This window comes from Pseudomonas stagnisoli, assembly GCF_048595745.1.
Classification (GTDB): Bacteria; Pseudomonadota; Gammaproteobacteria; order Pseudomonadales; family Pseudomonadaceae; genus Aquipseudomonas; species Aquipseudomonas alcaligenes_A.
The window spans coordinates 2,817,568-2,840,949 of the sequence record NZ_CP184361.1; the positions used below are offsets into that span (position 1 = coordinate 2,817,568).

At 65.5% G+C, this 23,382-nt stretch carries 24 protein-coding genes; 5 read left to right on the top strand and 19 right to left on the bottom strand.

What is annotated here, in order from left to right; genetic code table 11:
* The first annotated feature begins 180 nt into the window (after window positions 1-180).
* A complete protein-coding gene (gene rne, locus ACOAPY_RS13545) occupies window positions 181-3,189 on the top strand; it encodes a ribonuclease E (protein WP_465153604.1) in 3,009 nt (1,002 codons plus the stop codon).
* Window positions 3,190-3,271: 82 nt separating this feature from the next.
* Here the strand turns inward: rne and murB are convergent, their stop codons facing one another.
* From murB to ACOAPY_RS13585, 8 genes are all read right to left on the bottom strand, one after another.
* A complete protein-coding gene (gene murB / locus ACOAPY_RS13550) occupies window positions 3,272-4,291 on the bottom strand; it encodes a UDP-N-acetylmuramate dehydrogenase (protein ID WP_465153605.1) in 1,020 nt (339 codons plus the stop codon).
* On the bottom strand, window positions 4,288-4,752 hold the full coding sequence (locus tag ACOAPY_RS13555) for a low molecular weight protein-tyrosine-phosphatase (protein WP_465153606.1): 465 nt from the start codon (window positions 4,750-4,752) through the stop codon (window positions 4,288-4,290). The genes murB and ACOAPY_RS13555 overlap by 4 nt, the downstream gene beginning before the upstream one ends.
* Complete coding sequence (gene kdsB / locus ACOAPY_RS13560; RefSeq protein ID WP_465153607.1) at window positions 4,752-5,516, bottom strand: 3-deoxy-manno-octulosonate cytidylyltransferase; 765 nt, start codon at window positions 5,514-5,516, stop codon at window positions 4,752-4,754. The genes ACOAPY_RS13555 and kdsB overlap by 1 nt, the downstream gene beginning before the upstream one ends.
* On the bottom strand, window positions 5,517-5,702 hold the full coding sequence (locus ACOAPY_RS13565) for a Trm112 family protein (RefSeq protein ID WP_021700485.1): 186 nt from the start codon (window positions 5,700-5,702) through the stop codon (window positions 5,517-5,519).
* A 39-nt stretch (window positions 5,703-5,741) separates the two neighbouring features.
* Window positions 5,742-6,746 (bottom strand): tetraacyldisaccharide 4'-kinase, encoded by a 1,005-nt coding sequence (gene lpxK / locus ACOAPY_RS13570; protein WP_465153608.1) that lies wholly within the window; start codon window positions 6,744-6,746, stop codon window positions 5,742-5,744.
* Window positions 6,743-7,171, bottom strand: coding sequence for an ExbD/TolR family protein (locus ACOAPY_RS13575; protein ID WP_169919176.1), 429 nt, complete (start codon window positions 7,169-7,171; stop codon window positions 6,743-6,745). Before ACOAPY_RS13575 ends, lpxK begins: the two co-directional genes overlap by 4 nt.
* Window positions 7,168-7,839 carry a MotA/TolQ/ExbB proton channel family protein gene (locus ACOAPY_RS13580; RefSeq protein ID WP_021700488.1) on the bottom strand — a complete coding sequence of 224 codons (672 nt, stop codon included), beginning with the start codon at window positions 7,837-7,839 and terminating at the stop codon, window positions 7,168-7,170. Before ACOAPY_RS13580 ends, ACOAPY_RS13575 begins: the two co-directional genes overlap by 4 nt.
* 72 nt (window positions 7,840-7,911) lie before the next feature.
* Complete coding sequence (locus ACOAPY_RS13585; protein WP_465153609.1) at window positions 7,912-10,137, bottom strand: DNA internalization-related competence protein ComEC/Rec2; 2,226 nt, start codon at window positions 10,135-10,137, stop codon at window positions 7,912-7,914.
* Window positions 10,138-10,232: 95 nt separating this feature from the next.
* Between ACOAPY_RS13585 and ACOAPY_RS13590 the strand changes: the two genes are divergently transcribed.
* On the top strand, window positions 10,233-10,760 hold the full coding sequence (locus ACOAPY_RS13590; protein ID WP_465153610.1) for a DUF2062 domain-containing protein: 528 nt from the start codon (window positions 10,233-10,235) through the stop codon (window positions 10,758-10,760).
* A gap of 34 nt (window positions 10,761-10,794) precedes the next feature.
* Here ACOAPY_RS13590 and ACOAPY_RS13595 read toward each other — a convergent pair whose 3' ends face one another.
* The 3 genes from ACOAPY_RS13595 to ACOAPY_RS13605 are packed head-to-tail and all read right to left on the bottom strand — an operon-like array spanning window position 10,795 to window position 13,965.
* Window positions 10,795-12,039, bottom strand: coding sequence for a lipoprotein-releasing ABC transporter permease subunit (locus ACOAPY_RS13595; RefSeq protein WP_465153611.1), 1,245 nt, complete (start codon window positions 12,037-12,039; stop codon window positions 10,795-10,797).
* On the bottom strand, window positions 12,039-12,722 hold the full coding sequence (lolD, locus tag ACOAPY_RS13600; protein WP_076424685.1) for a lipoprotein-releasing ABC transporter ATP-binding protein LolD: 684 nt from the start codon (window positions 12,720-12,722) through the stop codon (window positions 12,039-12,041). The genes ACOAPY_RS13595 and lolD overlap by 1 nt, the downstream gene beginning before the upstream one ends.
* Window positions 12,715-13,965, bottom strand: a complete 1,251-nt coding sequence (locus tag ACOAPY_RS13605) for a lipoprotein-releasing ABC transporter permease subunit (protein WP_465153612.1) — start codon at window positions 13,963-13,965, stop codon at window positions 12,715-12,717. The genes lolD and ACOAPY_RS13605 overlap by 8 nt, the downstream gene beginning before the upstream one ends.
* A gap of 98 nt (window positions 13,966-14,063) precedes the next feature.
* Here ACOAPY_RS13605 and ACOAPY_RS13610 point away from each other — a divergent pair, with 98 nt between their 5' ends.
* Genes ACOAPY_RS13610 through ACOAPY_RS13620 form a run of 3 tightly spaced genes read left to right on the top strand, consistent with a single transcriptional unit; the run spans window position 14,064 to window position 15,651 of the window.
* Complete coding sequence (locus ACOAPY_RS13610) at window positions 14,064-14,636, top strand: PilZ domain-containing protein (protein ID WP_465153613.1); 573 nt, start codon at window positions 14,064-14,066, stop codon at window positions 14,634-14,636.
* Window positions 14,633-14,935 (top strand): phosphodiesterase, encoded by a 303-nt coding sequence (locus tag ACOAPY_RS13615; RefSeq protein WP_465153614.1) that lies wholly within the window; start codon window positions 14,633-14,635, stop codon window positions 14,933-14,935. The genes ACOAPY_RS13610 and ACOAPY_RS13615 overlap by 4 nt, the downstream gene beginning before the upstream one ends.
* Window positions 14,932-15,651 (top strand): glycerophosphodiester phosphodiesterase, encoded by a 720-nt coding sequence (locus ACOAPY_RS13620; RefSeq protein WP_465153615.1) that lies wholly within the window; start codon window positions 14,932-14,934, stop codon window positions 15,649-15,651. The genes ACOAPY_RS13615 and ACOAPY_RS13620 overlap by 4 nt, the downstream gene beginning before the upstream one ends.
* Window positions 15,652-15,989: 338 nt before the next feature.
* Here ACOAPY_RS13620 and sthA read toward each other — a convergent pair whose 3' ends face one another.
* The 8 genes from sthA to ACOAPY_RS13660 form a co-directional block, all read right to left on the bottom strand.
* Window positions 15,990-17,384, bottom strand: coding sequence for a Si-specific NAD(P)(+) transhydrogenase (gene sthA / locus ACOAPY_RS13625; protein WP_465153616.1), 1,395 nt, complete (start codon window positions 17,382-17,384; stop codon window positions 15,990-15,992).
* A gap of 117 nt (window positions 17,385-17,501) precedes the next feature.
* Window positions 17,502-17,735, bottom strand: coding sequence for a (Na+)-NQR maturation NqrM (gene nqrM, locus ACOAPY_RS13630; RefSeq protein ID WP_280053857.1), 234 nt, complete (start codon window positions 17,733-17,735; stop codon window positions 17,502-17,504).
* Window positions 17,732-18,742, bottom strand: a complete 1,011-nt coding sequence (locus tag ACOAPY_RS13635; RefSeq protein ID WP_465153617.1) for an FAD:protein FMN transferase — start codon at window positions 18,740-18,742, stop codon at window positions 17,732-17,734. The genes nqrM and ACOAPY_RS13635 overlap by 4 nt, the downstream gene beginning before the upstream one ends.
* Window positions 18,735-19,958 (bottom strand): NADH:ubiquinone reductase (Na(+)-transporting) subunit F, encoded by a 1,224-nt coding sequence (gene nqrF / locus ACOAPY_RS13640; RefSeq protein ID WP_465153618.1) that lies wholly within the window; start codon window positions 19,956-19,958, stop codon window positions 18,735-18,737. The genes ACOAPY_RS13635 and nqrF overlap by 8 nt, the downstream gene beginning before the upstream one ends.
* Before the next feature lie 155 nt (window positions 19,959-20,113).
* Entirely contained in the window at window positions 20,114-20,722 is a 609-nt protein-coding gene (gene nqrE / locus ACOAPY_RS13645) for an NADH:ubiquinone reductase (Na(+)-transporting) subunit E (RefSeq protein WP_076424699.1), read from the bottom strand.
* Complete coding sequence (locus ACOAPY_RS13650) at window positions 20,722-21,396, bottom strand: NADH:ubiquinone reductase (Na(+)-transporting) subunit D (RefSeq protein ID WP_465156808.1); 675 nt, start codon at window positions 21,394-21,396, stop codon at window positions 20,722-20,724. Before ACOAPY_RS13650 ends, nqrE begins: the two co-directional genes overlap by 1 nt.
* Window positions 21,393-22,178 (bottom strand): Na(+)-translocating NADH-quinone reductase subunit C, encoded by a 786-nt coding sequence (locus ACOAPY_RS13655; protein WP_465153619.1) that lies wholly within the window; start codon window positions 22,176-22,178, stop codon window positions 21,393-21,395. Before ACOAPY_RS13655 ends, ACOAPY_RS13650 begins: the two co-directional genes overlap by 4 nt.
* A complete protein-coding gene (locus ACOAPY_RS13660) occupies window positions 22,171-23,379 on the bottom strand; it encodes an NADH:ubiquinone reductase (Na(+)-transporting) subunit B (RefSeq protein WP_465153620.1) in 1,209 nt (402 codons plus the stop codon). Before ACOAPY_RS13660 ends, ACOAPY_RS13655 begins: the two co-directional genes overlap by 8 nt.
* Between the last annotated feature and the right edge of the window lie 3 nt (window positions 23,380-23,382).

A 23,382-nucleotide genomic window follows, 5' to 3' on the forward strand; every position in this document is an offset into this window, starting at 1 on the left:
GACTGAGTGCTTCTGTCACCACAGCAAACAGGAGCGTTGTCGCGGCCCCAGGCCCCGTTGGCTTGGCCGCTGGACACCGGAGTGATTTACGACCACTCCGAAAGACGCGCCCTGACACCGACCGTGAGAGTCGTGTGTGCCAAACGCCGTTTCCGGTAGCCCGGAAACCATTGGTACAACATGAAAAGAATGCTGATCAACGCAACTCAGCCCGAAGAGTTGCGTGTCGCCCTGGTAGACGGCCAGAAACTCTACGACCTGGACATCGAGTCCGGCGCCCGCGAGCAGAAGAAGGCCAACATCTACAAGGGCCGCATCACCCGCGTCGAGCCCAGCCTCGAAGCCGCCTTCGTCGACTTCGGCGCCGAGCGCCACGGCTTCCTGCCCCTCAAGGAAATTTCCCGCGAATACTTCTCCAAGGCTCCCGAAGGCGGCCGCGTCAACATCAAGGAAGTACTGAAGGAAGGCCAGGAAGTCATCGTCCAGGTCGAGAAGGAAGAGCGCGGCAACAAAGGCGCCGCCCTCACCACCTTCATCAGCCTGGCCGGCCGCTACCTGGTGCTGATGCCGAATAACCCGCGTGCCGGCGGCATCTCCCGCCGCATCGAAGGCGAAGAGCGCAACGAACTGCGTGAAGCGCTGAACGGCCTCAACGCCCCGGGCGACATGGGCCTGATCGTGCGCACCGCCGGCCTGGGCCGCTCCAGCGAAGAACTGCAGCTCGACCTGGATTACCTGATCCAGCTGTGGACCGCGATCAAGGAAGCCTCGCAAGGCCGCGCCGCGCCTTTCCTGATCTATCAGGAATCCAACGTCATCATCCGCGCCATCCGCGACTACCTGCGCCAGGACATCGGCGAAGTGCTGGTCGACAGCATCGAAGCCCAGGAAGAAGCCCTGGCCTTCATCCAGCAGGTCATGCCGCAGTACGCCAGCAAGATCAAGCTGTACGAAGACAGCGTGCCGCTGTTCAACCGCTTCCAGATCGAAAGCCAGATCGAAACCGCCTTCCAGCGCGAAGTGAAACTGCCGTCCGGCGGCTCCATCGTCATCGACCCGACCGAAGCCCTGGTGTCCATCGACATCAACTCGGCGCGCGCAACCAAGGGCGGCGACATCGAAGAAACCGCCCTGCAGACCAACCTGGAAGCGGCCGAAGAGATCGCTCGCCAGCTGCGCCTGCGCGACATCGGCGGCCTGATCGTGATCGACTTCATCGACATGACTCCGGCCAAGAACCAGCGCGCCGTGGAAGAGAAAGTCCGCGAAGCCCTGGAAGCGGACCGCGCCCGCGTACAGGTCGGCCGCATCTCGCGCTTCGGCCTGCTGGAAATGTCCCGTCAGCGCCTGCGTCCGTCGCTCGGCGAGACCAGCGGCATCGTCTGCCCGCGCTGCAACGGTCAAGGCATCATCCGTGACGTCGAATCGCTGTCGCTGGCCATCCTGCGCCTGATCGAGGAAGAGGCCCTGAAGGACCGCACCGCCGAGGTTCGCGCCCAGGTGCCGATCCCGGTTGCCGCCTTCCTGCTCAACGAGAAGCGCAACAGCATCACCAAGATCGAGCTGCGTACCCGTGCGCGCATCGTGATCCTGCCGAACGACCATCTGGAAACCCCGCACTTCGAAGTCCAGCGCCTGCGCGACGACAGCCCGGAAGTACTGAGCGGCCAGTCCAGCTACGAAATGACCCCGGCCGAAGTCGAAGACGCCCAGCCGGTCAGCGCCACCCGCACCCTGGTGCGCCAGGAAGCCGCGCTGAAAACCACCCCGCCGCGCCCGGCCGCACCGACTCCGGCCGCCCCGCTGGCACCGGCCGCACCGACGCCGCAACCGAGCCTGTTCAAGGGCCTGGTCAAGTCGCTGGTCAGCCTCTTCGCCGGCAAGGAAGAACAGCCGCAGCCGGTCGCCGAAGCCAAGCCCGCCGAACGCAAGCCGCGTGGCGACGAGCGCCGCAACGGTCGCCAGCAGAACCGTCGCGACGGCCGCGGCAACCGCGAGCGCGGTGAACGCAACGAGCGCAGTGAGCGTGGCGAGCGCGAAGAGCGTAAACCGCGTGAAGAACGCCAGCCGCGTGAAGCCCGCGAAGAGCGTCAGCCGCGCGAGGAACGTCAACCGCGTGAAGCCCGCGAGCCACGTGAGCCGCGCGCCGAAGGCCAGGAAAACCGCCGCGAGCGCGGCGAGCGCCAGCCGCGTGAAGCCCGTGAGCCGCGCGAGGAGCGCCGTCGCGAACTGCGCGAGCCGCTGGACGCTGCCACGACCGGTGAAGGCCAGGAACAGCGCGCCGAGCGCAAGCCGCGCGAAGAGCGTCAGCCGCGCCCGCCGCGTGAAGAACGTCAACCGCGTACCGAGCAGCTGAATACCGAGGCTGCCGAAGAGGAAGTGCTGGAGAACGCCGAGCAGCTGGAAGACGGCCAGGATGCCGCTGAAGGCGGCGAAGGCGGCGACCGTCCGCGTCGTCGCTCGCGTGGTCAGCGTCGCCGCAGCAACCGCCGCGAGCGCCTGCGCGATGCCGACGGCAACCCGATCGCGGATGACGCCGAGGACAACGCAGACGCAGCCGAGGCAAGCACCGAAGTCGCGCCCGCCGCAGGCGCTGCCGTAGCCGTCGCCGCTGCCGTGACCGTGGCCACCGAGGAAGCCCTGGCTCAGCCAGAGCAAGCGCCGGTAGCCGAGCAAGCGCCCGCCGAAATCACCGGTGCAACCGAAGAGCCCACCCCTGCCCCGGCCATCGTGGCCGAGCCGGTAGTGGAAGCTGCTGCGCCGGAGCCGGCTCCCGTTGCGCCGGTTGTCGAGACTCCGGTCGTGGCTGCCGAAGTGGCGTCCGTCCCCGTACAGGCCGCCCCAGCAGTCGCGCCGCAAAGCACTGGCGGCCGGGCACCGAATGACCCGCGCGAAGTACGCCGCCGTCAGCGCGAGGCAGAGCGCCTGGCTGCTGAAGCCGCTGCCGCAGCGCAAGTGGTCGCCGCTCCGGTCGAGGCGCCTGCTGAGGTCGAGGCTGCTCCAGCCGCTGCCGCTGCTGTGGTTGAACAGGCTGCTCCGGTCGAGGAAGCCGCTGAAGCGCCAAGCGAAGTCGTTCTGACGACTGAAGCGGTAGCCGAAACGCCGAGCGAGGAGCCGGTGATTGCCAGCGCCACCGAACCGGCTGCTGAGCAAGCGGAAAAGGCAGAAGAGGCAAAACCGCAGATCTAAGGTCTGCGGCACAAAAAAGGGGATGCTTCGGCATCCCCTTTTTTATTTCTGCCTTGCACCTCGGCAAAGCCAGATTACGGACCTAGAGCACGTTGGGCTCAATCTCCAGCAGCACACCGAAGCGTCGCTCGATATCCGCACGAATGCGCTGTGCCACTGCCAGCAACTGCACGCCACTGGCCGTACCGTAGTTCACCAGAACCAACGCCTGCAGGCGATGCACGCCGGCGTCGCCTTCGCGAAAGCCTTTCCACCCTGCCCGCTCGATCAACCAGCCGGCGGCCAGCTTGACCATCCCCTCGCCCGCCGGGTAGCTGACCAGGTCGGCGTGCTCGGCACGGATACGCTCGGCCAGCTCACTCGTCACCACCGGATTCTTGAAGAAGCTACCGGCATTGCCCAGCACGGTCGGATCCGGCAGCTTCTCGCTGCGGATGGCGCAGATGGCGCGACTGACGTCGCTCGGCGTCGGCACCTCGATGCCTTCGGCCTCCAGGCGCTGCCTCACCGGGCCATAGTCCAGGTGCAGGCTGGCCTGGCGGCTGAGGGCAAAGCGCACGCGCAGGATCAGCCAGCGCCCCGGCTGCTGCTTGAACAGACTGTCGCGGTAGGCGAAGGCACATTCCTCAAGGCCGAACTCGCGTAGCTCGCCGCTTCGGCGATCCAGCGCGGTCAGCCCGGCGAAGACGTCCTTGATCTCCACGCCGTAGGCGCCGATGTTCTGCATCGGCGCGGCGCCGACCGTGCCGGGAATCAGGCTGAGATTTTCCAGCCCGCTCAGGCCCTGCTCCAGGCTCCAGAGCACGAAGGGATGCCAGGGCTCGCCCGCCTCGGCCTCGACCAGCACCCGCTCGCCGTCGTCTTCGAGAATGCGCAGGCCACGGCTGGCCATGCGCAGCACCAGGGCTTCGACATCGCCGGTGAGCAACAGGTTGCTGCCGCCACCGATGGGCATTAGCGGCAGGCCGCGGCGCGCGGACTCGGCCAGGGCCTCACGCACCTCGCCGTCGTCGTGCGCCTCGGCGAACAACCGGGCTTTGGCATCGACAGCGAAGGTATTGAACGGTTTGAGGGAGACAGACTCTTGCAGTCGCAGGCTCACAGGCGCCCCCTGATCTCGGCGAGCAGCGCATCGCTGGCCTGTTCGATCAGGTCCAGTACCTGCTCGAAGCCATCGGCGCCGCCGTAGTAGGGGTCGGGCACCTCGTCCAACGCCAGGTCGTAACGGCGCAGGAACAGGTCCAGTTCGGCACCGCCCGTGGCGGGTCGCAGCGCCTGCAGGCGGGCCAGGTTGTCATGATCCATGGCCAGGATCAGGTCGAAGTGCTGGAAATCCTCGCGCTGTACCTGGCGCGCACGCAGGCTCGACAGATCATAGCCACGGGCCGCCGCAGCCTGGGCGGAACGCCCGTCCGGCGATTTGCCGACATGCCAGTCGCCGGTACCGGCGGAGTCCACCGTGACCTTGGCGGCCAGACCGGCAGCACTCAGGCGCTGGCGCAATACGCCCTCCGCGGTAGGCGAACGGCAGATATTGCCCATGCAGACGAACAGAACGCGCATCAGGCCCCCAGCAGGCGACGCACCCGCTCCAGGTCTTCCGGGGTATCCACGCCGGCCGGCGGCGCCTCGAGGGCATCGGCGACATGGATGCGCACGCCATGCCAGAGCGCACGCAGCTGCTCCAGGCACTCGGTGTCTTCCAGCCAGCACGGGCCCCAGGCCACAAAGTCATGCAGGAAGCCGGCGCGGTAGGCGTAGATACCGATATGGCGGCGATAGGGCACGCCCTCGGGAAGCACGTCACGGCTCTTGGCGAAGGCGTCACGGGCCCAGGCCAGCGGCGCGCGACTGAAGGTCAGGGCCAGGCCGCTCTTGTCGCTGACTACCTTGACCACATTGGGGTTGAACAGCGCCTGCACGTCCTCGATCGGCTCGGCCAGGGTGGCGATGCCGGCCTGTGGGTTGGTCGCCAGGTTGGCCGCCACCTGATCGATGATGGCGGGCGGGATCAGCGGCTCGTCGCCTTGCACGTTGACCACGATGGCGTCGTTGGCCAGGCCCAGCTGGGTGGCCACTTCGGCGAGGCGATCGGTGCCGGAGTTGTGGTCGACGCGGGTCATCAGCACTTCAGCGCCGAAACCCTGGCAGGCCTCGAGAATGCGCGCATCGTCGGTGGCCACCACCACGCGGGCAGCGGAGCTCTTCTTCGCCTGCTCCCAGACGTGCTGGACCATGGGCTTGCCGGCGATGTCCTGCAGTGGCTTGCCGGGCAGGCGACTGGAGGCGTAGCGCGCGGGAATGACAACGGTAAAGGCTTGGCTCATTTACTTGTCCAGACGCTCGTCGGTGGTCAGGGTGCGCGCCTCGCTCTCCAGCATCACCGGGATGCCGTCGCGAATCGGATAGGCCAGGCCGGCGCCCTTGCTGATCAGCTCGGTCTTGTCTTCGGAAAGCTGCAGCGGGCCTTTGCACACCGGGCAGGCCAGGATGTCGAGCAGTTTGGGGTCCATGGAGGAGATCCTCGGGGAGGTTGGAAAACGGCGCGAAGCTCAGTGCTTTGCGGCAAGCAGGCGATCCAGCTCGGTATCCAGCCAGGCGACGAAGGCCGGCGAAGGGGCGGCATCCACGGCCAGATACCACCAGTCGGCGGCGGCGAAGGCCCGGCATTTCACCGCGTCCTTCTCGGTCATCAGCAGCGGCAGCGCGGGGCTGAATTGCAGGGCCTCGGGGCTGAAGCTGGCGTGGTCGGCGAAGGGATGCGCAATCGGCCGCCAGTTTAGCGCTTCGAGGGTATTGAAGAAACGCTGCGGATTGCCGATGCCGGCGACCGCATGCACCTGCTGGCCGGGCGGAAAATGCTCCAGCCCTACCCGCTCGCCGCTGCGCAGATTGACCAGGGCGGTCGGCCGCAGTTGCAGCGCATAGCCCTGCTCGTCGTCTTCAGCGGCGCCGTTGCGCAGCACGGCATCGACCTCGGCCAGACGCTCGGCCGGCTCGCGCAGGGGGCCGGCCGGCAGACAGCGGCGATTACCCAGGCCTCGCGCCGCATCGATCAGCACCAGTTCCAAGTCACGCGCCAGGCGGTAATGCTGCAGGCCGTCGTCGCAGAGGATCAGGTCCAGCACTTCCTGCTCCAGCAGCGCCTGTACAGCGCGAGCGCGCTGGGGGTCAATCACCAGCGGCACATCCGTGCGCTGCACGATCAGCAGCGGCTCGTCACCGGCCTCCTCGGCGGCATGCTCGGCACGCACGCGCCAGGGCAGTTGCGGCGGCGTGGCGCCATAGCCGCGACTGACCACGCCAACGCGCAGGCCGCGAGCACGGCAGTATTCGATCAGCCAGAGAATCAATGGGGTCTTGCCGGTGCCGCCAACAGTGACATTACCGACCACGACGACCGGCACGGGCGCGCGGTAGATGTCGCCCTGCCCTGCCAGAAAGGCGCGGCGCTTGCCCATTACCACGCACCGGTACAACCACTCCAGCGGGCGCAGCAGAACCAAGGCCGGGTGGCCCTGGTACCAGGCAGCGGTGAGCCGGTCGGCCAGGCTCAAGGCTTGGCCTCGGCCTCGACCGTGGTGATCCGCAGGTGGGAGAAGCCCAGCTTGCCGGCTGCATCCATCGCGGTGATCACCGCCTGGTGCGGGGTCTTGGCATCGGCGCTGATGGCCAGCGGCAGGCTGTTGTCGCCACCGGATTCCTTGCTCAGGGCAGCCATCAGGCCTTCCAGATCACTCTTGAGCAGCGGCTGGCCATTCAGCGAGTAGCTGCCCTCGGGGCTGATCAGCACCTCCAGCTGCTTCAGCGCGGTTTCCTCGGGTGGCGTGCCGCTGGCAGCTTCCGGCAGGTCGACCTTGAGCTGGGTCTCGCGGGTGAAGGTCGTGGTGACCACGAAGAACAGCAGCAGGATGAACACCACGTCGATCAGCGACGCCAGGTTGATCTCTACGTTCTCCCGCGGTTTGCGCCGGAATTTCACGCCTTCTTGCCCTCTTTGCGGGTTTCCTTCGGCGCGGGAGCGCTGGCGTTGCCCAGATCGACGTCACGGTCGCCCTGCACCACTTCCACCAGCTTGATCGCCTCCTGCTCCATGCCGACCACCAGCTCGTCGACGCGACGCTGCAGGAAGCGGTGGAAGAACAGTGCGGGGATGGCCACGAACAGGCCGGCCGCGGTGGTTATGAGGGCCTTGGAGATGCCGCCGGCGAGTTGCGCAGCGTTGGCCATATTGGTGCCGATAAAGGCGCTGAAGATGTCGATCATGCCCAGCACGGTACCCAGCAGGCCGAGCAGCGGGGCTACACCGGCGATGGTGCCGAGGGCATTGAGGTAGCGCTCCAGCTCATGGATCACGCGGGCGGCGGCTTCCTCGATGCACTCCTTCATGATCTCGCGACCATGCTTGGAGTTGGCCAGGCCGGCGGCGAGGATCTGCCCCAGCGGCGAGTTGGCACGCAGCTCCTTGAGCTTGTCGTTGGTAAGCTTCTTTTCCTTGATCCACATCCACACCTGACCCAGCAGGTGCGGCGGTGTGATGCGGCTCGGCCGCAGGGTCCAGAGGCGTTCGGCGATGATGCCGGCAGCGGCGATGGAACACAGAATGATCGGCAGCATCATCCAGCCGCCAGATTTGACCAGCTCCCACACGGTATCGAATCCCCCTTCGAAAAGTGGCGCCACTCTAGCATAGGGTCGCGCCGACGCAGACCTCCCCGGTTCTCATTTTTCCCGCCAGAAACGCGGGCGTTCGCGCCAGGCGGAAACACCCTGCGCAGCGCCCAGCTGCAGCCGAATGGCGCCCAGCTCGGCGCTGTCATACAGGACGATGCCGCGCGCGTGGTAACGCGCAACGACACCGGGGTGCGGATGGCCGAACGGGTTGTGCCAACCGCGCGAAAGCAGCGCGCCGCGCGGCGCCACGGCGTCGAGAAAAGCCGCACTGGAGGAACTGCGACTGCCGTGATGTGGCACCTGCAGCCAGCTAGCGCGCAAATCGCGACCGCTCGCCAGCAGGGCCTTCTCCGCGGCAGCATCCACATCGCCGGTGAGCAGTAGACTCTCGCCTTGCGCCTCTACCTTGAGCAGGCAGGATGCGGCATTGCCCGGCGGCGCATCACGCCAACGCCAGGTGGTGAAAACCACGCCGTCCCACGCCCAGCGTGCACCGTCGACGCAGGGTTGCGCCTGCAGCCCCAGCGGCAGCTCGGCAGCCTCGCCACTTGTCACCCGAGCTACGGTCATGCCCCGGACCACCGCCTCAGCGCCGCCGGCATGATCGCTGTCGGCATGGCTGAGCAGCAGCAGGTCGAGTCGGTCGACACCCAGCTGGCGCAGCGAGGGCAGCACCACCCGCTCGCCGAGGTCGAAGTCCCCGAAGCGTGGGCCGGCGTCGTATAGCAACGCGTGTTCGCGAGTACGCACCAACACGGCCAGGCCCTGACCGACATCCAGCTGCCAGACCTGAGCCTGCCCCGCCGGAATGCGCTCGCGCGGCGGTAGCAACAGGGTGAGCAACAGCACCAGCCCCAGCGCCCGCAGCGGCACGCCCGCCGGCAGCAGGCAAAGCAACACACCGAGGCTGCCGAGCAGCCAGCACCAGAGCGGCACGGCGGTGGGCAACCAGGCTGGCAGCGCGCCGGCTATCCAGCCCAGCAGCTGAAACAGGATCGCCAACAGGCCACCCGCCAGCCACAGCAGGCCCTCACCCAGCCAGGGCACGGGCAGCAACAGGGTTCCAAGCAGCGCCATCGGCACCACCAGCAGACTGACCCAGGGTACGGCGAGCAGGTTGGCCAGCGGCCCGCTCAGGCTCAGCGGCAGCCCCAGCGCAAAGAACAGCGGCAACAGCCCCAGCGCCAGAGTCCACTGCGCACGCCACCAGACGCGCCACCAGGACCAGGCCCCGAGCCGCCCGCCAAACACCCAGGCCAACACCGCCACCGCGCCGAACGATAGCCAGAACCCGGCCTGTAGGCTGGCCAGCGGCTCGACCAGCAGCACCAGCACGAACGCCAGCAGCAACGGCCACCACAGGCCCAGATGACGAAAACGCAAACGCCACAGCAACACCAGGGCCACCATCACACAGGCCCGCCGCACCGGCACCTCGAAGCCGGCCAGCAACCCGTAGCCCAGCGCGCCGGCGAAGGCCAGCGCGCAAGCCCAGGGCAACCAGGGTAGAAAACGCGGCCACAGGCCAAGCCGCGCCAGACCGGAAACCAGCGCGTAGAGCACCGCCGCCAGCAGCGCCACATGCTGCCCGGAGATCACCAATAGATGCACCGTGCCGGTATCCTGCAGCACCCGCCAGTCGGCGCGACTGAGTCCGGAGTCGTCGCCCAGCACCAGCGCTGCCAGCGCCCCCGCGCGACCGAACGCCTCAACCGCGAGCAGCTCCTGGCGTAGCGCGTCGCGCCAGGCGGCCGCGCCCGCCGCCGCCTGCAGGCGCTCGCCGGCCTTGACCGTACCGGTGGCACCGATGCGCTGCGCCAGCAGCCAGGCTTCGTAGTCGAAGCCCTGTGGATTGACCAGGCCGCGCGGACGCTTGAGTTTGACCGCCAGTCGCCAGCGCTCGCCGGCCAGCACCGGCGGGCCGTCGTACCAGGACAGGCGCAATCGCCGAGGCAACCGATGCTCACGCGCCGCTGCATCTTCCAGCTGGAAGCGCACCACGCCCTCGCCCACCTCCGGCAACCCGCTGATCCTCCCCTCCAGCCACAGGGTGCGGCCGTCGAGGGCCATGGCCAGGCGGTCATCCAGTGCCGCCTGGGCGCTGAAGCAGGCCCAGACGAAGCCGAACAGCAACAAGGCCAGCGGATAACTGCGCCAGGGCAACAGCATCAGCGCCAGCGGCAAGAGCGCCAGCAACAGCCAGGTCGGCGGCAACTGCGGCAGCACCGGCAAACAGGCCAGGCCTGCGGCCAGCGCGAACATCCCTGTGCGCATGGTTTTCCCATCCCGGGGTTGAGCTGTCATCACAGGGCCAAGCCGGCCTGCGAGCATCGGTGCATAATAGCCGCTGATTTTTGCCGAGACCGCTCATGCCTCGCCGTCTGTTCAAACGTTACATGCCCGATCCGCAGATGATCAGGGACCACAAGTCACTGCGCTTCCTCGGTACCCTACTGCACGACCCCAACCTCTGGCACCTGAATCGGCACTCGGTGGCGCGCGCCATGGCCGCCGGGCTGTTCGCCGCCTTCATCCCAGCGCCAATGCAGATGCTGATCGCCGCCAGCCTGGCCATTCCGATTCGCGCCAACCTGCCGATCTCGGTAGGCCTGGTGTGGTTGACCAACCCGCTGACGATGCCGCCGATCTTCTACTGCACCTACAAGATGGGCAGCTGGCTGCTCGGCGTGCCGCCCATGGAACTGCCAGACGAGCTGACCTGGGAATGGATCAGCGACGAGCTGGCGATTCTCTGGCAGCCCTTCCTGCTGGGCTCGGTGATAGTCGGGGTGATCTCCGCCGCCCTGGGCTACGGCCTAACCATGCTGTACTGGCGCTGGTGGGTGGCGCACAACTGGCGCAAGCGTGCCGAGAAGCGCCGCCAGGCCTCGCGCTAGATAACAAAACGCCGCTTCTCAGCGGCGTTTTCGTTTACTCGTAGCGCAATGCCTCGGCCGGCTGCGTGCGTGAGGCACGCCATGACGGATAGAGCGTCGCCAGGAAGCTCATGCTCAGCGCTGCGCCGCAGATCAGCAGCACATCCAGGCCACGCAGGTCGGACGGCAAGCTGCTGATGAAATACACGTCGGAGCTGAAGATATGCGCGCCACTGGCCTTTTCCAGCCAGGCCACCCAGCCGCTGATGTTGAGCGCGACCGTCACGCCCAGCACGCCACCGATCAGGGTGCCGATACAGCCGATCACCGTGCCCTGCACCATGAAGATCGCCATCACCTGCCGCGGCGTGGCGCCGAGGGTGCGCAGGATCGCGATGTCGGCGCGCTTGTCGGCGACCACCATGATCAGCGTGGCGATGATGTTGAAGGCGGCCACCGCGATGATCAGCAACAGCAGCAGGCCGATCATGGTCTTCTCCATCTGCATGGCACTGAACAGGCTGCCCTGGGTGCGGGTCCAGTCGATCGCCTTGAAGCCGGCGCCCAGCTGCGTGGCGATGGCGGCCGACACCTGCGGCGCCTGGTACAGGTCCTTCAGGGCGATACGCACGCTCTGCACCTGGCCGTCGGCCAGACGCTGGATGCCGGAAGCATCGGCGATATGGATCAGCGCCAGGCTGCCATCCAGTTCGGCGCCGACCTTGAACACGCCGACCACCGACAGGCGCAGCATGCGCGGCGTGATACCACCGGCAGCCTTGCTCGCTTCGGGCACGATCAGGGTCAGCTTGTCGCCGACATTCAGGCGGAAACGCCGCGCGCTGATCTCGCCGATCACCACGCCGAACTCTCCCGCCTTGAGGTCCTCCAGGCGCCCCTGAACCATGTGCCGTCCGATGATCGAGACTTTCTGCTCCTCGGCCGGATCGATGCCGTTGATCTGCACCGGCTGCATGTTGCCCTTGTAGGAGAACATGCCATCCAGTTCGGCGAAGGGCGCGGCGCCAGTCACCTGCTTGTGCTGCATCGCGGTGGCGGCCACCTTCTGCCAGTCGTCCAGCGGACGGTCGGCGCTGAGGGTGGCGTGCGGCACCATGCCGAGGATGCGCGAACTCATTTCCTTCTGGAAGCCGTTCATCACCGACAGCACCACGATCATCGCCAGCACGCCCAGCGCCAGGCCGATCATCGAGGTCAGCGAGATGAAGGAGATGTAGTGGTTGCGCCGTTTGGCCCGGGTGTAGCGGGCGCCGACGAAGATGCTCAGCGGACGGAACATCAGGCGGCCACCAGCTTGCCGTCTTCCAGGCGCAGCACGCGGTCCATCTGGCCGGCCAGCTGCGGGTCATGCGTCACCACCAGGAAGGCCGTGCGCGAATCGCGACTGAGCTCGCGCATCAGTTCCTGGATGCCCTGCGCGGTGTGCTGGTCGAGGTTGCCGGTAGGCTCATCGAGCAGCACCAGCGCCGGGTTGTTGACCAGAGCACGAGCAATGGCCACGCGCTGGCGCTCGCCACCGGACAGCTCGGCCGGCTTGTGCGACAGGCGATGCCCCAGGCCCACCCGCTCCAGCAGCGCAGTGGCGCGCTGACGCGCCTCGGGGATCGGCGTCTTGCCAATCAGCAGCGGCATGCACACGTTTTCCAGCGCGGTGAATTCCGGCAGCAGGTGATGGAACTGGTAGACGAAGCCCAGCGCGCGATTGCGCAGCAGGCCGCGGGCCTTCTCGTTGAGCGCCGACAGCTCCTCGCCGGCCAGCCAGACGCTGCCCTGGCTCGGTGTATCGAGGCCGCCGAGCATGTTCAGCAGGGTACTTTTGCCCGAGCCGGAGGTGCCGACGATGGCCACGCGCTCGCCGGGCAGCAGCTCCAGCTCGACGTTGCTCAGCACCACGACCGTCTGCGGGCCTTCCTCGTAGCTCTTGCCCAGATTGCGGCAACTCAGCACGGACTTGTCACTCATAACGCAAAGCCTCCGCAGGCTGGGTGCGCGCCGCACGCCAGGCCGGATAAAGGGTGGCAAGGAAACTCAGGACCAGGGCGGCACCGCAGACCAGCGCCACGTCCGAACCCTGTACCTGCGAGGGCAGGTAATCGATGAAATACACCTCGGCATTGAGGAACTGGATGCCCAGCAGGCTCTCCAGTCCCTTGATCGCGGCGCTGACATTGAGCGCCGCGAGCACGCCGAGCACACCGCCAACCAGGGTACCGACGATGCCGATCACCGAACCCTGGACCATGAAGGTGGCCATGATCTGCCGCGGCGTGGCGCCGAGGGTACGCAGGATGGCGATATCGGATTTCTTGTCGGTCACCACCATCACCAGGGTGGAGATGATGTTGAAGGCGGCCACCGCGACGATCAGCAGCAACAGCAGGCCGATCATGGTCTTCTCCATGCGGATGGCCTGGTACAGGTTGCCGTGGGTGCGGGTCCAGTCGCGCGCGTAGAAGTCCTGCTCACGCAGCAGGGTAGCCAGTTCCCAGGCCACCTGCGGTGCCTGGAACAGGTCATGCAGTTTCAGGCGGATGCCCTGCACCTCGCCCGGTTTGAGGCGCAGCAGGCGGCCGGCGTCCTGCACATGGGCCATCACCACATGACCGTCGATCTCGCCGGCGCCGACATGGAAGATACCGACCACGGTGAAGCGTTTCATGCGCGGGAACATGCCGGCCGGTGTCACCGCCACTTCGGGGGCAACGAAAGTGACCTTGTCACCGATGGCCAGGCCTAGCTTCTTCGCCGCCAGGTCGCCGATAAGGATGCCGAAGCCGCCCGCTTCGAGCGACGCCAGCGAGCCCTCGCGGAAGTAGTCGCCAATGATCGACACCTTGCCCTCTTCGGCCGGGTCGATGGCGTTGACCAGCACCTTCTGCACCTGGCCGTTGTTGGTCAACAGCCCCTGCATCTGGGTGAACGGCGCGATGGCCGCCACCTGCGGATGACGCTGCAGGCCTTCGCCGATGGTGCGCCAGTCCTTGATCGGCGTGGCGCTGTCGAGAGTGGCGTGGGGCACCATGCCCAGCACGCGGTCGCGCATCTCGCGGTCGAAGCCGTTCATCACCGACAACACGACGATCATCACCAGCACGCCCAGGGCCAGGCCGATGATGGAAGTCAGGGAAATGAAGGAAACGAACAGGCTGCGGCGTCGGGCTCGCGTGTAACGCACGCCGATGAAGAACGGCAGGGGTCTGAACATGAGTGAGGGGATTCGCTGCGAAAAGGGAGAAACGTCCTTGTGGCGGGGCCTGGCGCGCGGCTTTACACTCAGACCACCACTGCTGCCATGGGTTCGCCATGTCGAATCAAGACGTCGATGATCGCCGCGAATACTACCGTATCGAGGATACGATCGCACTGGATTTCAGCCTGCTGTCCGGGCCGGAGGCGCACGCCAGTGATCCGCTTCACGACAACTCGCCGCTGTTCAATCTGCTCAGCGACCTGCACCTGATGGACTTCGAGTCGCAGCACCTGCTGCGTCACATCAGCGAGCGTGATCGCACCCTGGCCAACTACCTCAAGGTGATGAACAAACGCATCGACCTGCTCGGCCAGGCCGTGGCGCAGAGCCTGCTGCGCGATATCGGCGCGCCGCGTCGGGTATCGATTTCCGAAGGCGGCATCAGTTTCAACCATGGCCAGGCGGTGCCCAAGGGCAGTCATCTGGCGATCAAGATGGTGTTGATGCCCCAGGCCCTCGGCCTGCTGTTGCGCGCGCAGGTCGTTCACTGCCAGGCCCGCGACGACGGTCAGTTCGAGATCGGCACCGAGTTCGAGGCGCTGACCGATGCGCAGCGTCAGCTACTGGCGCGGCACATCCTGCAGAAGCAGGCCCTGGAACGGCGCATGGCCAAGGAGCAGCGATGAGGCCGTTAGCGCTCCTGCTCGGCGCCCTGCTGCTCTGCTCACCCGCCCTCGCCCAGACTCTCGAGATCCCGCTCGGCCAGCAAGGCGACGCGGTCGCCGGCCTGCCCCAGCTGGGCGAATCGAAGCGCTCCGTGCTGGAGCGTTTCGGCCTGGCCGACGAAGAGCACCCGCCGGTGGGGCAACCGCCCATCACCCGCTGGGACTACCGCAGCTTCAGCGTTTATTTCGAATACGACCATGTGATCAACAGCGTGCTGCACCATCAGCCGCACCACTCCCTCGACAAGGATCAACCGTGACCCTGATCTACGGCCACCGCGGCGCCAAGGGCGAAGCGCCGGAAAATACCCTCGCCAGCTTCCAGCGTTGCCTGGAGCACGGCGTGACCCGTTGTGAGCTCGACCTGCACCTGTCGCGTGACGGCGAGCTGATGGTGATTCACGACCCGACCCTCAAGCGCACCACCGGCCGCCGCGGCAAGGTGGTGGAGCACGATGCCGAGGAACTGGTGAAGCTCGACGCCCGCCAGGGAGGACCCGGCTGGAAAACGCCCTGCCCGATCCCGACGCTGGAAAGCCTGTTCGAGCAGTGCCCGTTCGAGCACTGGCAGCTGGAGGTCAAAAGCGCCTCGCGGGTGCGCGCCGCGCGCACCGTGCTGGCCATCCAGGCGCTGGCTGAGCGTTTCGACATTAAGGACCGCATCACCGTCACCAGCAGCTCGCGCGAGGTACTGCGCGCCCTGCGTCGCCTGACGCCAGAGCTGTCGCGCGGCCTGGTGGCCGAATACAACTGGCTCGATCCGCTGAAGGTGGCCGCCCACCATGGCTGCTCGATGCTCGCGCTGAACTGGACCCTGTGCACGCCGGAGCGCCTGCTCAAGGCGCAGAAGGCCGGCCTGCACGTGTCGGTCTGGACGGTCAACGAGCCGGCGCTGATGCGCCGCCTGGCCGACTTCGGCGTGAACAGCATCATCACCGACTTCCCGGGGCTGGCGGTGGATACCCTCAAGCGCTAGCAGGCGGCCCCTTGTAGCCTGGATGCAATCCGGGAAGCAGGCAACACCGCTCCCGGATTGCATCCGGGCTACGGACTGCTCGCGAAGCCTATTAGCCCGCGTGTACATTCCCTCTCCCATTTATGGGAGAGGGTTAGGGATAGGGTCGATAGCCCGCCCTCTCCCCCAGCCCCTCTCCCGCCAGCGGGAGAGGGGAGAAAGCAAAAAACCGGCCCAAGGGCCGGTTTTTCTTTGCAGCATCGCGCCTGGTCAGAAGCTCTCCCGGTTCGGCCAGCGCCAGCTGCGGGAGTCGCCGAGGGGGTCACCCCCGACCGGTTCAGGCCACCGGTCGGAGCCGCTCAAAAAAGCCGGTTGAGCCCGTCGAACGCCGCCACCCGGTAGGCCTCGGCCATGGTCGGGTAGTTAAAGGTGGTGTTGACGAAGTACTTGATGGAGTTCGCCTCACCCTTCTGGTTCATGATCGCCTGGCCGATGTGCACGATCTCCGACGCCTGGTAGCCGAAGCAGTGCACGCCGAGAATCTCCAGGGTCTCGCGATGGAACAGGATCTTCAGCATGCCCACAGGCTCGTGGGAAATCTGCGCGCGCGCCATGCCCTTGAAGAACGCCTTGCCGACCTCGTAGGGGATCTTGGCCTGGGTCAGCTCCTTCTCGTTCTTGCCGATCGAGCTGATCTCCGGAATGGTGTAGATGCCGGTCGGCACGTCGTCGACAAAGCGCCAGCTGTCATTCTCCACCGCGCTGCCAGCGGCCGAGCGACCCTGGTCGTAGGCGGCGCTGGCCAGGCTCGGCCAGCCGATCACATCACCGGCGGCGAAGATGTTGCTGACCTGGGTACGGTAGAACTGGTCGACCTCGATCTGGCCACGGCTGTTGACCTTGATGCCGATGTTCTCCAGGCCCAGCTTGTCGGTGTTGCCGGTACGGCCGTTGCACCACAGCAGGCAGTCGGCCTTGATCTTCTTGCCCGACTTGAGGTGCAGGATCACGCCGTTCTCCAGGCCCTCGATGCGCTCGTACTCCTCGTTGTGACGGATCAGCACGTTGTTGGTGCGCAGGTGGTAGCTGAGCGCGTCGGAGATCTCGTCATCGAGGAAGCTGAGCAGCTGGTCGCGGTTGTCGATCAGGTCGACCAGCACGCCCAGGCCACTGAAGATCGAGGCGTACTCGGAGCCGATCACGCCGGCACCGTAAATGATGATGCGGCGCGGCGTGTGAGTGAGGCTGAGAATGGTGTCGCTGTCGTAGATACGCGGGTGGTGGAAGTCCACATCGGCCGGGCGGTAGGGGCGCGAGCCGGTGGCGATGACGATCTGCTTGGCCACCAGTTTTTCCACCACGCCGCTGGTGCACACCACTTCCACGGTCTGCTCATCGGAGAAGCTGGCCGTGCCGAAGAACACGTCGATGCGGTTGCGCGCGTAGTAGCCGGTGCGCGAGGCGACCTGCTTGGCGATCACCCGCTCGGCGCTTTTCAGCACGTCGGGGAAGGAGAACCAGCGCGGTTCGCCGATCTGGCGGAACAGCGGGTTGGTGTTGTACTGCATGATCTGCCGCACCGAGTGGCGCAGGGCCTTGGACGGGATGGTGCCCAGGTGGGTGCAGTTGCCGCCGACCAGCGGGCGGTTGTCGACCACCGCCACCTTGCGCCCGGCCTTGGCCGCGTTCATCGCCGCGCCCTCGCCCGCCGGGCCGGAACCGAGCACCACCACGTCGTAGTTGTAGACCGCCATGCTTACTCCTCATCACGCACCGGGCACGTCACGCGGCACCCGGATCGGCCGCGACACCCCATGGTCGCGGCGTTTGAATGCTCACCACAGCTTAGCCGGGTGAATTTGCCCGGCACATTAGCGCTTGGTCGCGTCGTAGGCGAGCTTTGCGTCCACTACATCGCCTTTCTGCTCGCGATTGACCTCTTCGCACTTCTCGCGGCTGCCACCACAGATCGAACATTCCTTCTCGATGCCGAGATTGGCGATGCCACCACAGGAGCCGGCGATAGGCTTGCGACCCATGATCACGCCAATGGCCATCCCCAGCACCACCAGCAGCATGAGACCGAATACCAGTAACCAGGTCATGGCGTTTCTCCTGCGCCGAACCGGCGCTCGAATGCGGGCGTCGCGCGGGTGGCGAAGCCCTGGTCGGTGCGGGTCACGAAGAAGGCCGCCACCTGCACCTGCTCGGCGAAGGCGAAGCCGCGTTCGGGGCCTAGCACCATCAATAGCGTAGACAGCCCGTCGGCGCGCAAGGTCGAGGCATCGACCACCGTCACTGCCGCCAGGCGATGGCTGATCGGCGCGCCGGTCTGCGGGTCGAGGGTGTGCGAATAGCGCTTGCCGTCACGCTCGAAATAGTTGCGGTAGTCGCCGGAAGTCGACACGCCCAGGCCATCCAGGGTCAGTACCTTCTGCGCAACCTGGCGATCATCGCGCGGCACCTCGATGGCGATGCGCCAGGCGCTGCCGTCCGGCTTGCGCCCCAGCGCCTTCAGTTCGCCGGTGACATCCAGCAGGTAGCTATGCACCCCCAGCTCGGCCAGGCGTGCGGCGATGCGGTCCACCGTATGGCCGGCGGCGATGCTGTTGAGGTCGAGCTGCACGGCGGCGTCCTTGCACAGCTGCTCGCCGTCGATACGCAGGTGTTGATGACCGGTGCGCTGGCGCACGTCAGCGATTTCCTCCGCCGTCGGCACCCGCTCGCCACGCGACTGCGGGCCGAAGCCCCAAAGGTCGAGCAGCGGCTCCAGGGTCAGGTCGAAGGCGCCATCACTGTCTGCTGACAATTGCTCGCCGAAACGCACCAGCTCCAGCACCGGAGCAGGCATGGCGTGGCAGCTGCCGGCCGGCAGGCGGTTGAACTCGGAAAGATCGGAATCGGCGCGCCAGGTGGACATCTGCTGATCCACCTCGGCCAGCAGAGCCTCGACATCGGCCTTGAGTGCGGCAGGCTGAGGCGTGCCCTCGCCTGCCACATATTTCAGCGAGTAGTGGCTGCCCATGGTCGGGCCGCCGAACTCCTCGACCTTCTCGCCGCAACCGGCCAGCAGGACGCTGGCCAGCAGGGTGAACAACGCGGGTTTAACCACCGAAATCGTCCAGCAGTATGTTCTCGCGCTCGACCCCCAGGTCCAGCAGCATCTTGATCACCGCGGCGTTCATCATGGGCGGGCCGCACATGTAGAACTCGCAATCCTCGGGGACCGGATGGTCCTTGAGGTACTGCTCGAACAGCACGTTATGGATAAAGCCCTTGAGGCCGGTCCAGTTGTCTTCCGGCTGCGGATCGGACAGCGCCAGGTGCCACTCGAAGTTGGGGTTCTCCGCGGCGAGCTGGTCGTACTCCTCGACATAGAAGGCCTCGCGCAGCGAGCGAGCGCCATACCAGAAGCTGATCTTGCGCTTGGACTTCAGGCGCTTGAGCTGGTCGAAGATGTGCGAGCGCATCGGAGCCATGCCGGCGCCACCGCCGATGAAGACCATCTCGGCATCGGTTTCCTTGGCGAAGAACTCGCCGAACGGGCCGTACACGGTGACCTTGTCGCCCGGCTTGAGGTTGAACACCCAGGACGACATCTGGCCCGGCGGCAAGTGGTCCTTGCCCGGTGGCGGCGAGGCGATGCGGATGTTGAATTTGACGATGCCCTTCTCGTCCGGGTAGTTGGCCATGGAGTAGGCGCGGATCACCGGCTCGTCGACCTTGGACACGTACTTCCACTGGTTGAACTTGTCCCAGTCGCCACGGTATTCGGGCTGGATATCGAAATCCTTGTAGCTGACCACGTGCGGCGGACACTCAAGCTGCACGTAGCCACCGGCGCGGAAGTCCACGCTCTCGCCTTCCGGCAGGCGCAGGGTCAGTTCCTTGATGAAGGTGGCGACGTTGGGGTTGGACTCCACCGTGCATTCCCACTTCTTAACGCCGAACACCGACTCTTCCACCTCGATGTGCATATCCTGCTTGACCGGAGTCTGGCAGGACAGGCGCCAGCCGGCCTTGGCCTCGCGCTTGGTGAAGTGCGACTCCTCGGTCGGCAGCATCTCGCCGCCGCCGCTTTCGACGATGCACTTGCACTGCGCACAGGTACCGCCGCCGCCACAAGCCGAGGACAGGAATACGTTGTTTGCCGCCAGTGTCTGCAGCAGCTTGCCGCCCGCCGGCACGGTGAGGGTGCGCTCACCATTGATGACGATGTTCACGTCGCCGCTGGAGACCAGCTTGGCGCGCGCCGCCAGGATGACCACCACCAGCGCCAGCACGATGCCGGTGAACATGCCGATGGCCAATGCGATTTCAAAACCCATTCTTTAACCTCCGATTGAAACGCCGGAAAAACGTAGCGAGCGCAGCTCAGGCAAGGCGAAAACAGGCGAGGACGCGGAGTTTACGTGCCGGTAAATGAGCAGTCCGAGCCTGTTTTCAACACAGCCTGTGCAAGCGCAGTAGTTTTTCTGGTGTTTCACAGCTGAATGCCGCCGAAAGACATAAAGCCCAACGACATCAGACCGATGGTGATGAAGGTGATGCCCAGACCCTGCAGGCCTTCGGGGACATCGCTGTACTTGAGCTTCTCGCGGATGCCGGCCAGCAGCGCGATGGCCAGGGCCCAGGAGATGCCTGAACCAGCGCCATAGACCACGCTCTCGCCGAGGTTGTAGTCGCGTTCAACCATGAACAGCGAGCCGGCCATGATCACGCAGTTCACCGTAATCAGCGGCAGGAACACACCGAGGGCGTTGTAGAGTGCCGGCATGTACTTATCCAGCAGCATCTCGAGGATCTGCACGAGCGCGGCGATCACCCCGATGTAGCTGAGCAGGCCGAGGAAGGACAGGTCCACCTCCGGCAGCCCGGCCCAGGCCAGTGCGCCTTCCTTGAGCAGGTAGGTGTACAGCAGGTTGTTGGCCGGCACGGTGATGGCTTGCACCACCACCACGGCAATGCCGAGGCCGATGGCCGTTTCGACCTTCTTGGAAATGGCGATGAAACTGCACATGCCGAGGAAGAAGGCCAGCGCCATGTTCTCGATGAACACGGACTTCACGAACAGGCTGAGGTAGTGCTCCATCAGTAGGCCTCCTTATCCGAAACCTGCGGGGCCATGCGGAACGCGGGTTTTTCTTTCTGTTCCGGCTTCCAGCTGCGCAACGCCCAGATGATCAGGCCGATCAGGAAGAAGGCCGAGGGCGGCAGCAGCAGCAGACCATTGGGCTGGTACCAGCCGCCTTCGCTGACAGTAGGCAGCACGCTGTAGCCGAGCAGCTTGCCGGCACCGAACAGCTCGCGGATCACCCCGAGGACGATCAGCATGGCGCTGTAGCCCAGGCCATTGCCGATACCGTCGCAGAACGACAGCAGCGGCGGGTTCTGCATGGCAAAGGCCTCGGCACGGCCCATCACGATGCAGTTGGTGATGATCAGGCCGACAAACACCGACAGCTGCTTGGCCAGCGAGTAGGCAAAGGCCTTGAGCACCTGATCCACCACGATCACCAGCGATGCGATGATCACCATCTGCACGATCATGCGGATGCTGCTCGGAATCTGCTGGCGAATCATCGAGATGAACAGGTTGGAGAAGCCGGTCACCAGAGTCAGGGCGATCGACATCACCAGCGAGGTCTTGAGGTTGGAGGTCACCGCCAGCGCCGAGCAGATACCGAGGATCTGCAGGCCGATGGGGTTGTTGTGCAGGATCGGGTCGAGCAGCACGCTCTTGTAGGTGGGTTGCGACATGCTTATGCCTCCCCTTTCTTGAGGTTGGCCAGCAGCGGGCCGAAGCCGTTTTCGCCGAGCCAGAAATGCAGCAGGTTGTTGACGCCCTTGCTCGTCAGCGTCGCACCGGCCAGGCCGTCGACCTGATGGCTGGCCTTGGGCGACTGCGCGTCGACGCTGCCCTTGATGATCTCCACGGCCAGTTGGCCCTGCTCATCGAACAGGGTCTTGCCAGTCCACAGCGCCTTCCACTTCGGGTTGTCCACCTCGCCACCGAGGCCGGGGGTCTCGCCATGCTGGTAAAAGCCGAAGCCAACCACGGTGTTCAAGTCCCCTTTCACAGCGATAAAGCCGTACAGGGTCGACCACAGGCCGTAGCCGCGCACCGGCAGGATCAGGGTGTCCAGCGCGCCGTCCTTCTCCACCAGATAGACAGTGGAGAAATGCTCGCGACGCTTGATCGAGGCAATGTCCTTCTCACCCGGCAGGGCCTGGGACAGCTTGGGGTCCTTGGCGGCCTTGAGCGGGTCAAAGCTGGCGGCATCCTGAGCGTCGCTGAAGGTGCCTTTGTCCAGATCGACCACGCGGGCCTGGATGCGCTCGGCAAACAGTGCCTTCACTTGTTTGGCAGACATGCCCGCTTCACCCAGGCCGGCAATGGCCAGGATGCTGCGCTGCTTGTCCAGCTGGCGGTTCTCCACCTGCGCGGGCTTGAGTGCGATGGCCGCGCCGGCAACAAACACCGAGCAGACCAGGCACACCAGCACCGCGACGGTCAGGGTACGGACGGTCGATTCCTTGTTAGCCACGGGCGATCCTCCGCTTGATGTTGGCCTGCACCACGAAATGGTCAATCAGCGGGGCGCACAGGTTGGCGAACAGGATCGCCAGCATCATGCCCTCCGGGAAGGCCGGGTTGACCACGCGGATCAGCACGACCATCAGGCCGATCAGCGCGCCGAAGATCCATTTGCCGGTATTGGTCATGGATGCCGAGACCGGGTCGGTGGCCATGAAGATCATGCCGAAGGCAAAACCGCCGACCACCAGGTGCCAGTACCAGGGCATGGCGAACATCGGGTTGGTGTCCGAGCCGATGCTGTTCAACAGCGTGCTGGTGGCAATCATGCCGAGCAGCACGCCGGAGACGATGCGCCAGGAGGCAATCTTGGTCAGCAGCAGGAAGGCGCCGCCGATGAAGATGGCCAGGGTGCTGGTCTCGCCCATGGAGCCCTGCTCCAGGCCGACGAAAGCATTCCACCAGGTCAGACCACTGGCCGTGACCTGCTCCATGCCGCCGGCGGCGGCCACGGACAGCGTGGTGGCACCGGCGTAGCCGTCTACCGAGGTCCACACCATGTCGCCGGACATATCCGCCGGGTAGGCGAAGAACAGGAAGGCACGACCAACCAGGGCCGGGTTGAGGAAGTTCTTGCCAGTACCGCCGAACACTTCCTTGCCGATCACCACGCCGAAGCTGATACCCAGGGCCACCTGCCACAGCGGGATGTCCGGCGGCAGGGTCAGGGCGAACAGCACGGAGGTGACGAAGAAGCCTTCGTTGACCTCGTGACGGCGGATGGAGGCGAACAGCACCTCCCAGAAACCGCCGACGATGAAGGTGGTCAGGTACACCGGCAGGAAGAAGGCGGCGCCCTGGATGAAGTTGTCCCACAGGCTGTTAGGGTCGAAACCGGCCAGCGCGCCGATCAGGCCGAAACGCCAGCCGTCCTGGGCCGCCAGCAGCTCGGCGTTGCCGGCGAAGAGGCTGTTGGCCTGGTAGCCGATGTTCCACATGCCGAACAGCATGGCCGGGAAGGTGCACAGCCACACGGTGATCATCATGCGCTTGAGGTCGATGCCGTCGCGCACGTGGGCGGTGCTCTTGGTCACGCTGCCGGGGCGGTAGAAGAAGGTATCCACCGCCTCGTACAGCGCGTACCACTTCTCGTACTTGCCGCCCTGTTCGAAGTTGTGCTCGATCTTGTCGAGGAATTTACGCAAGGACATGGA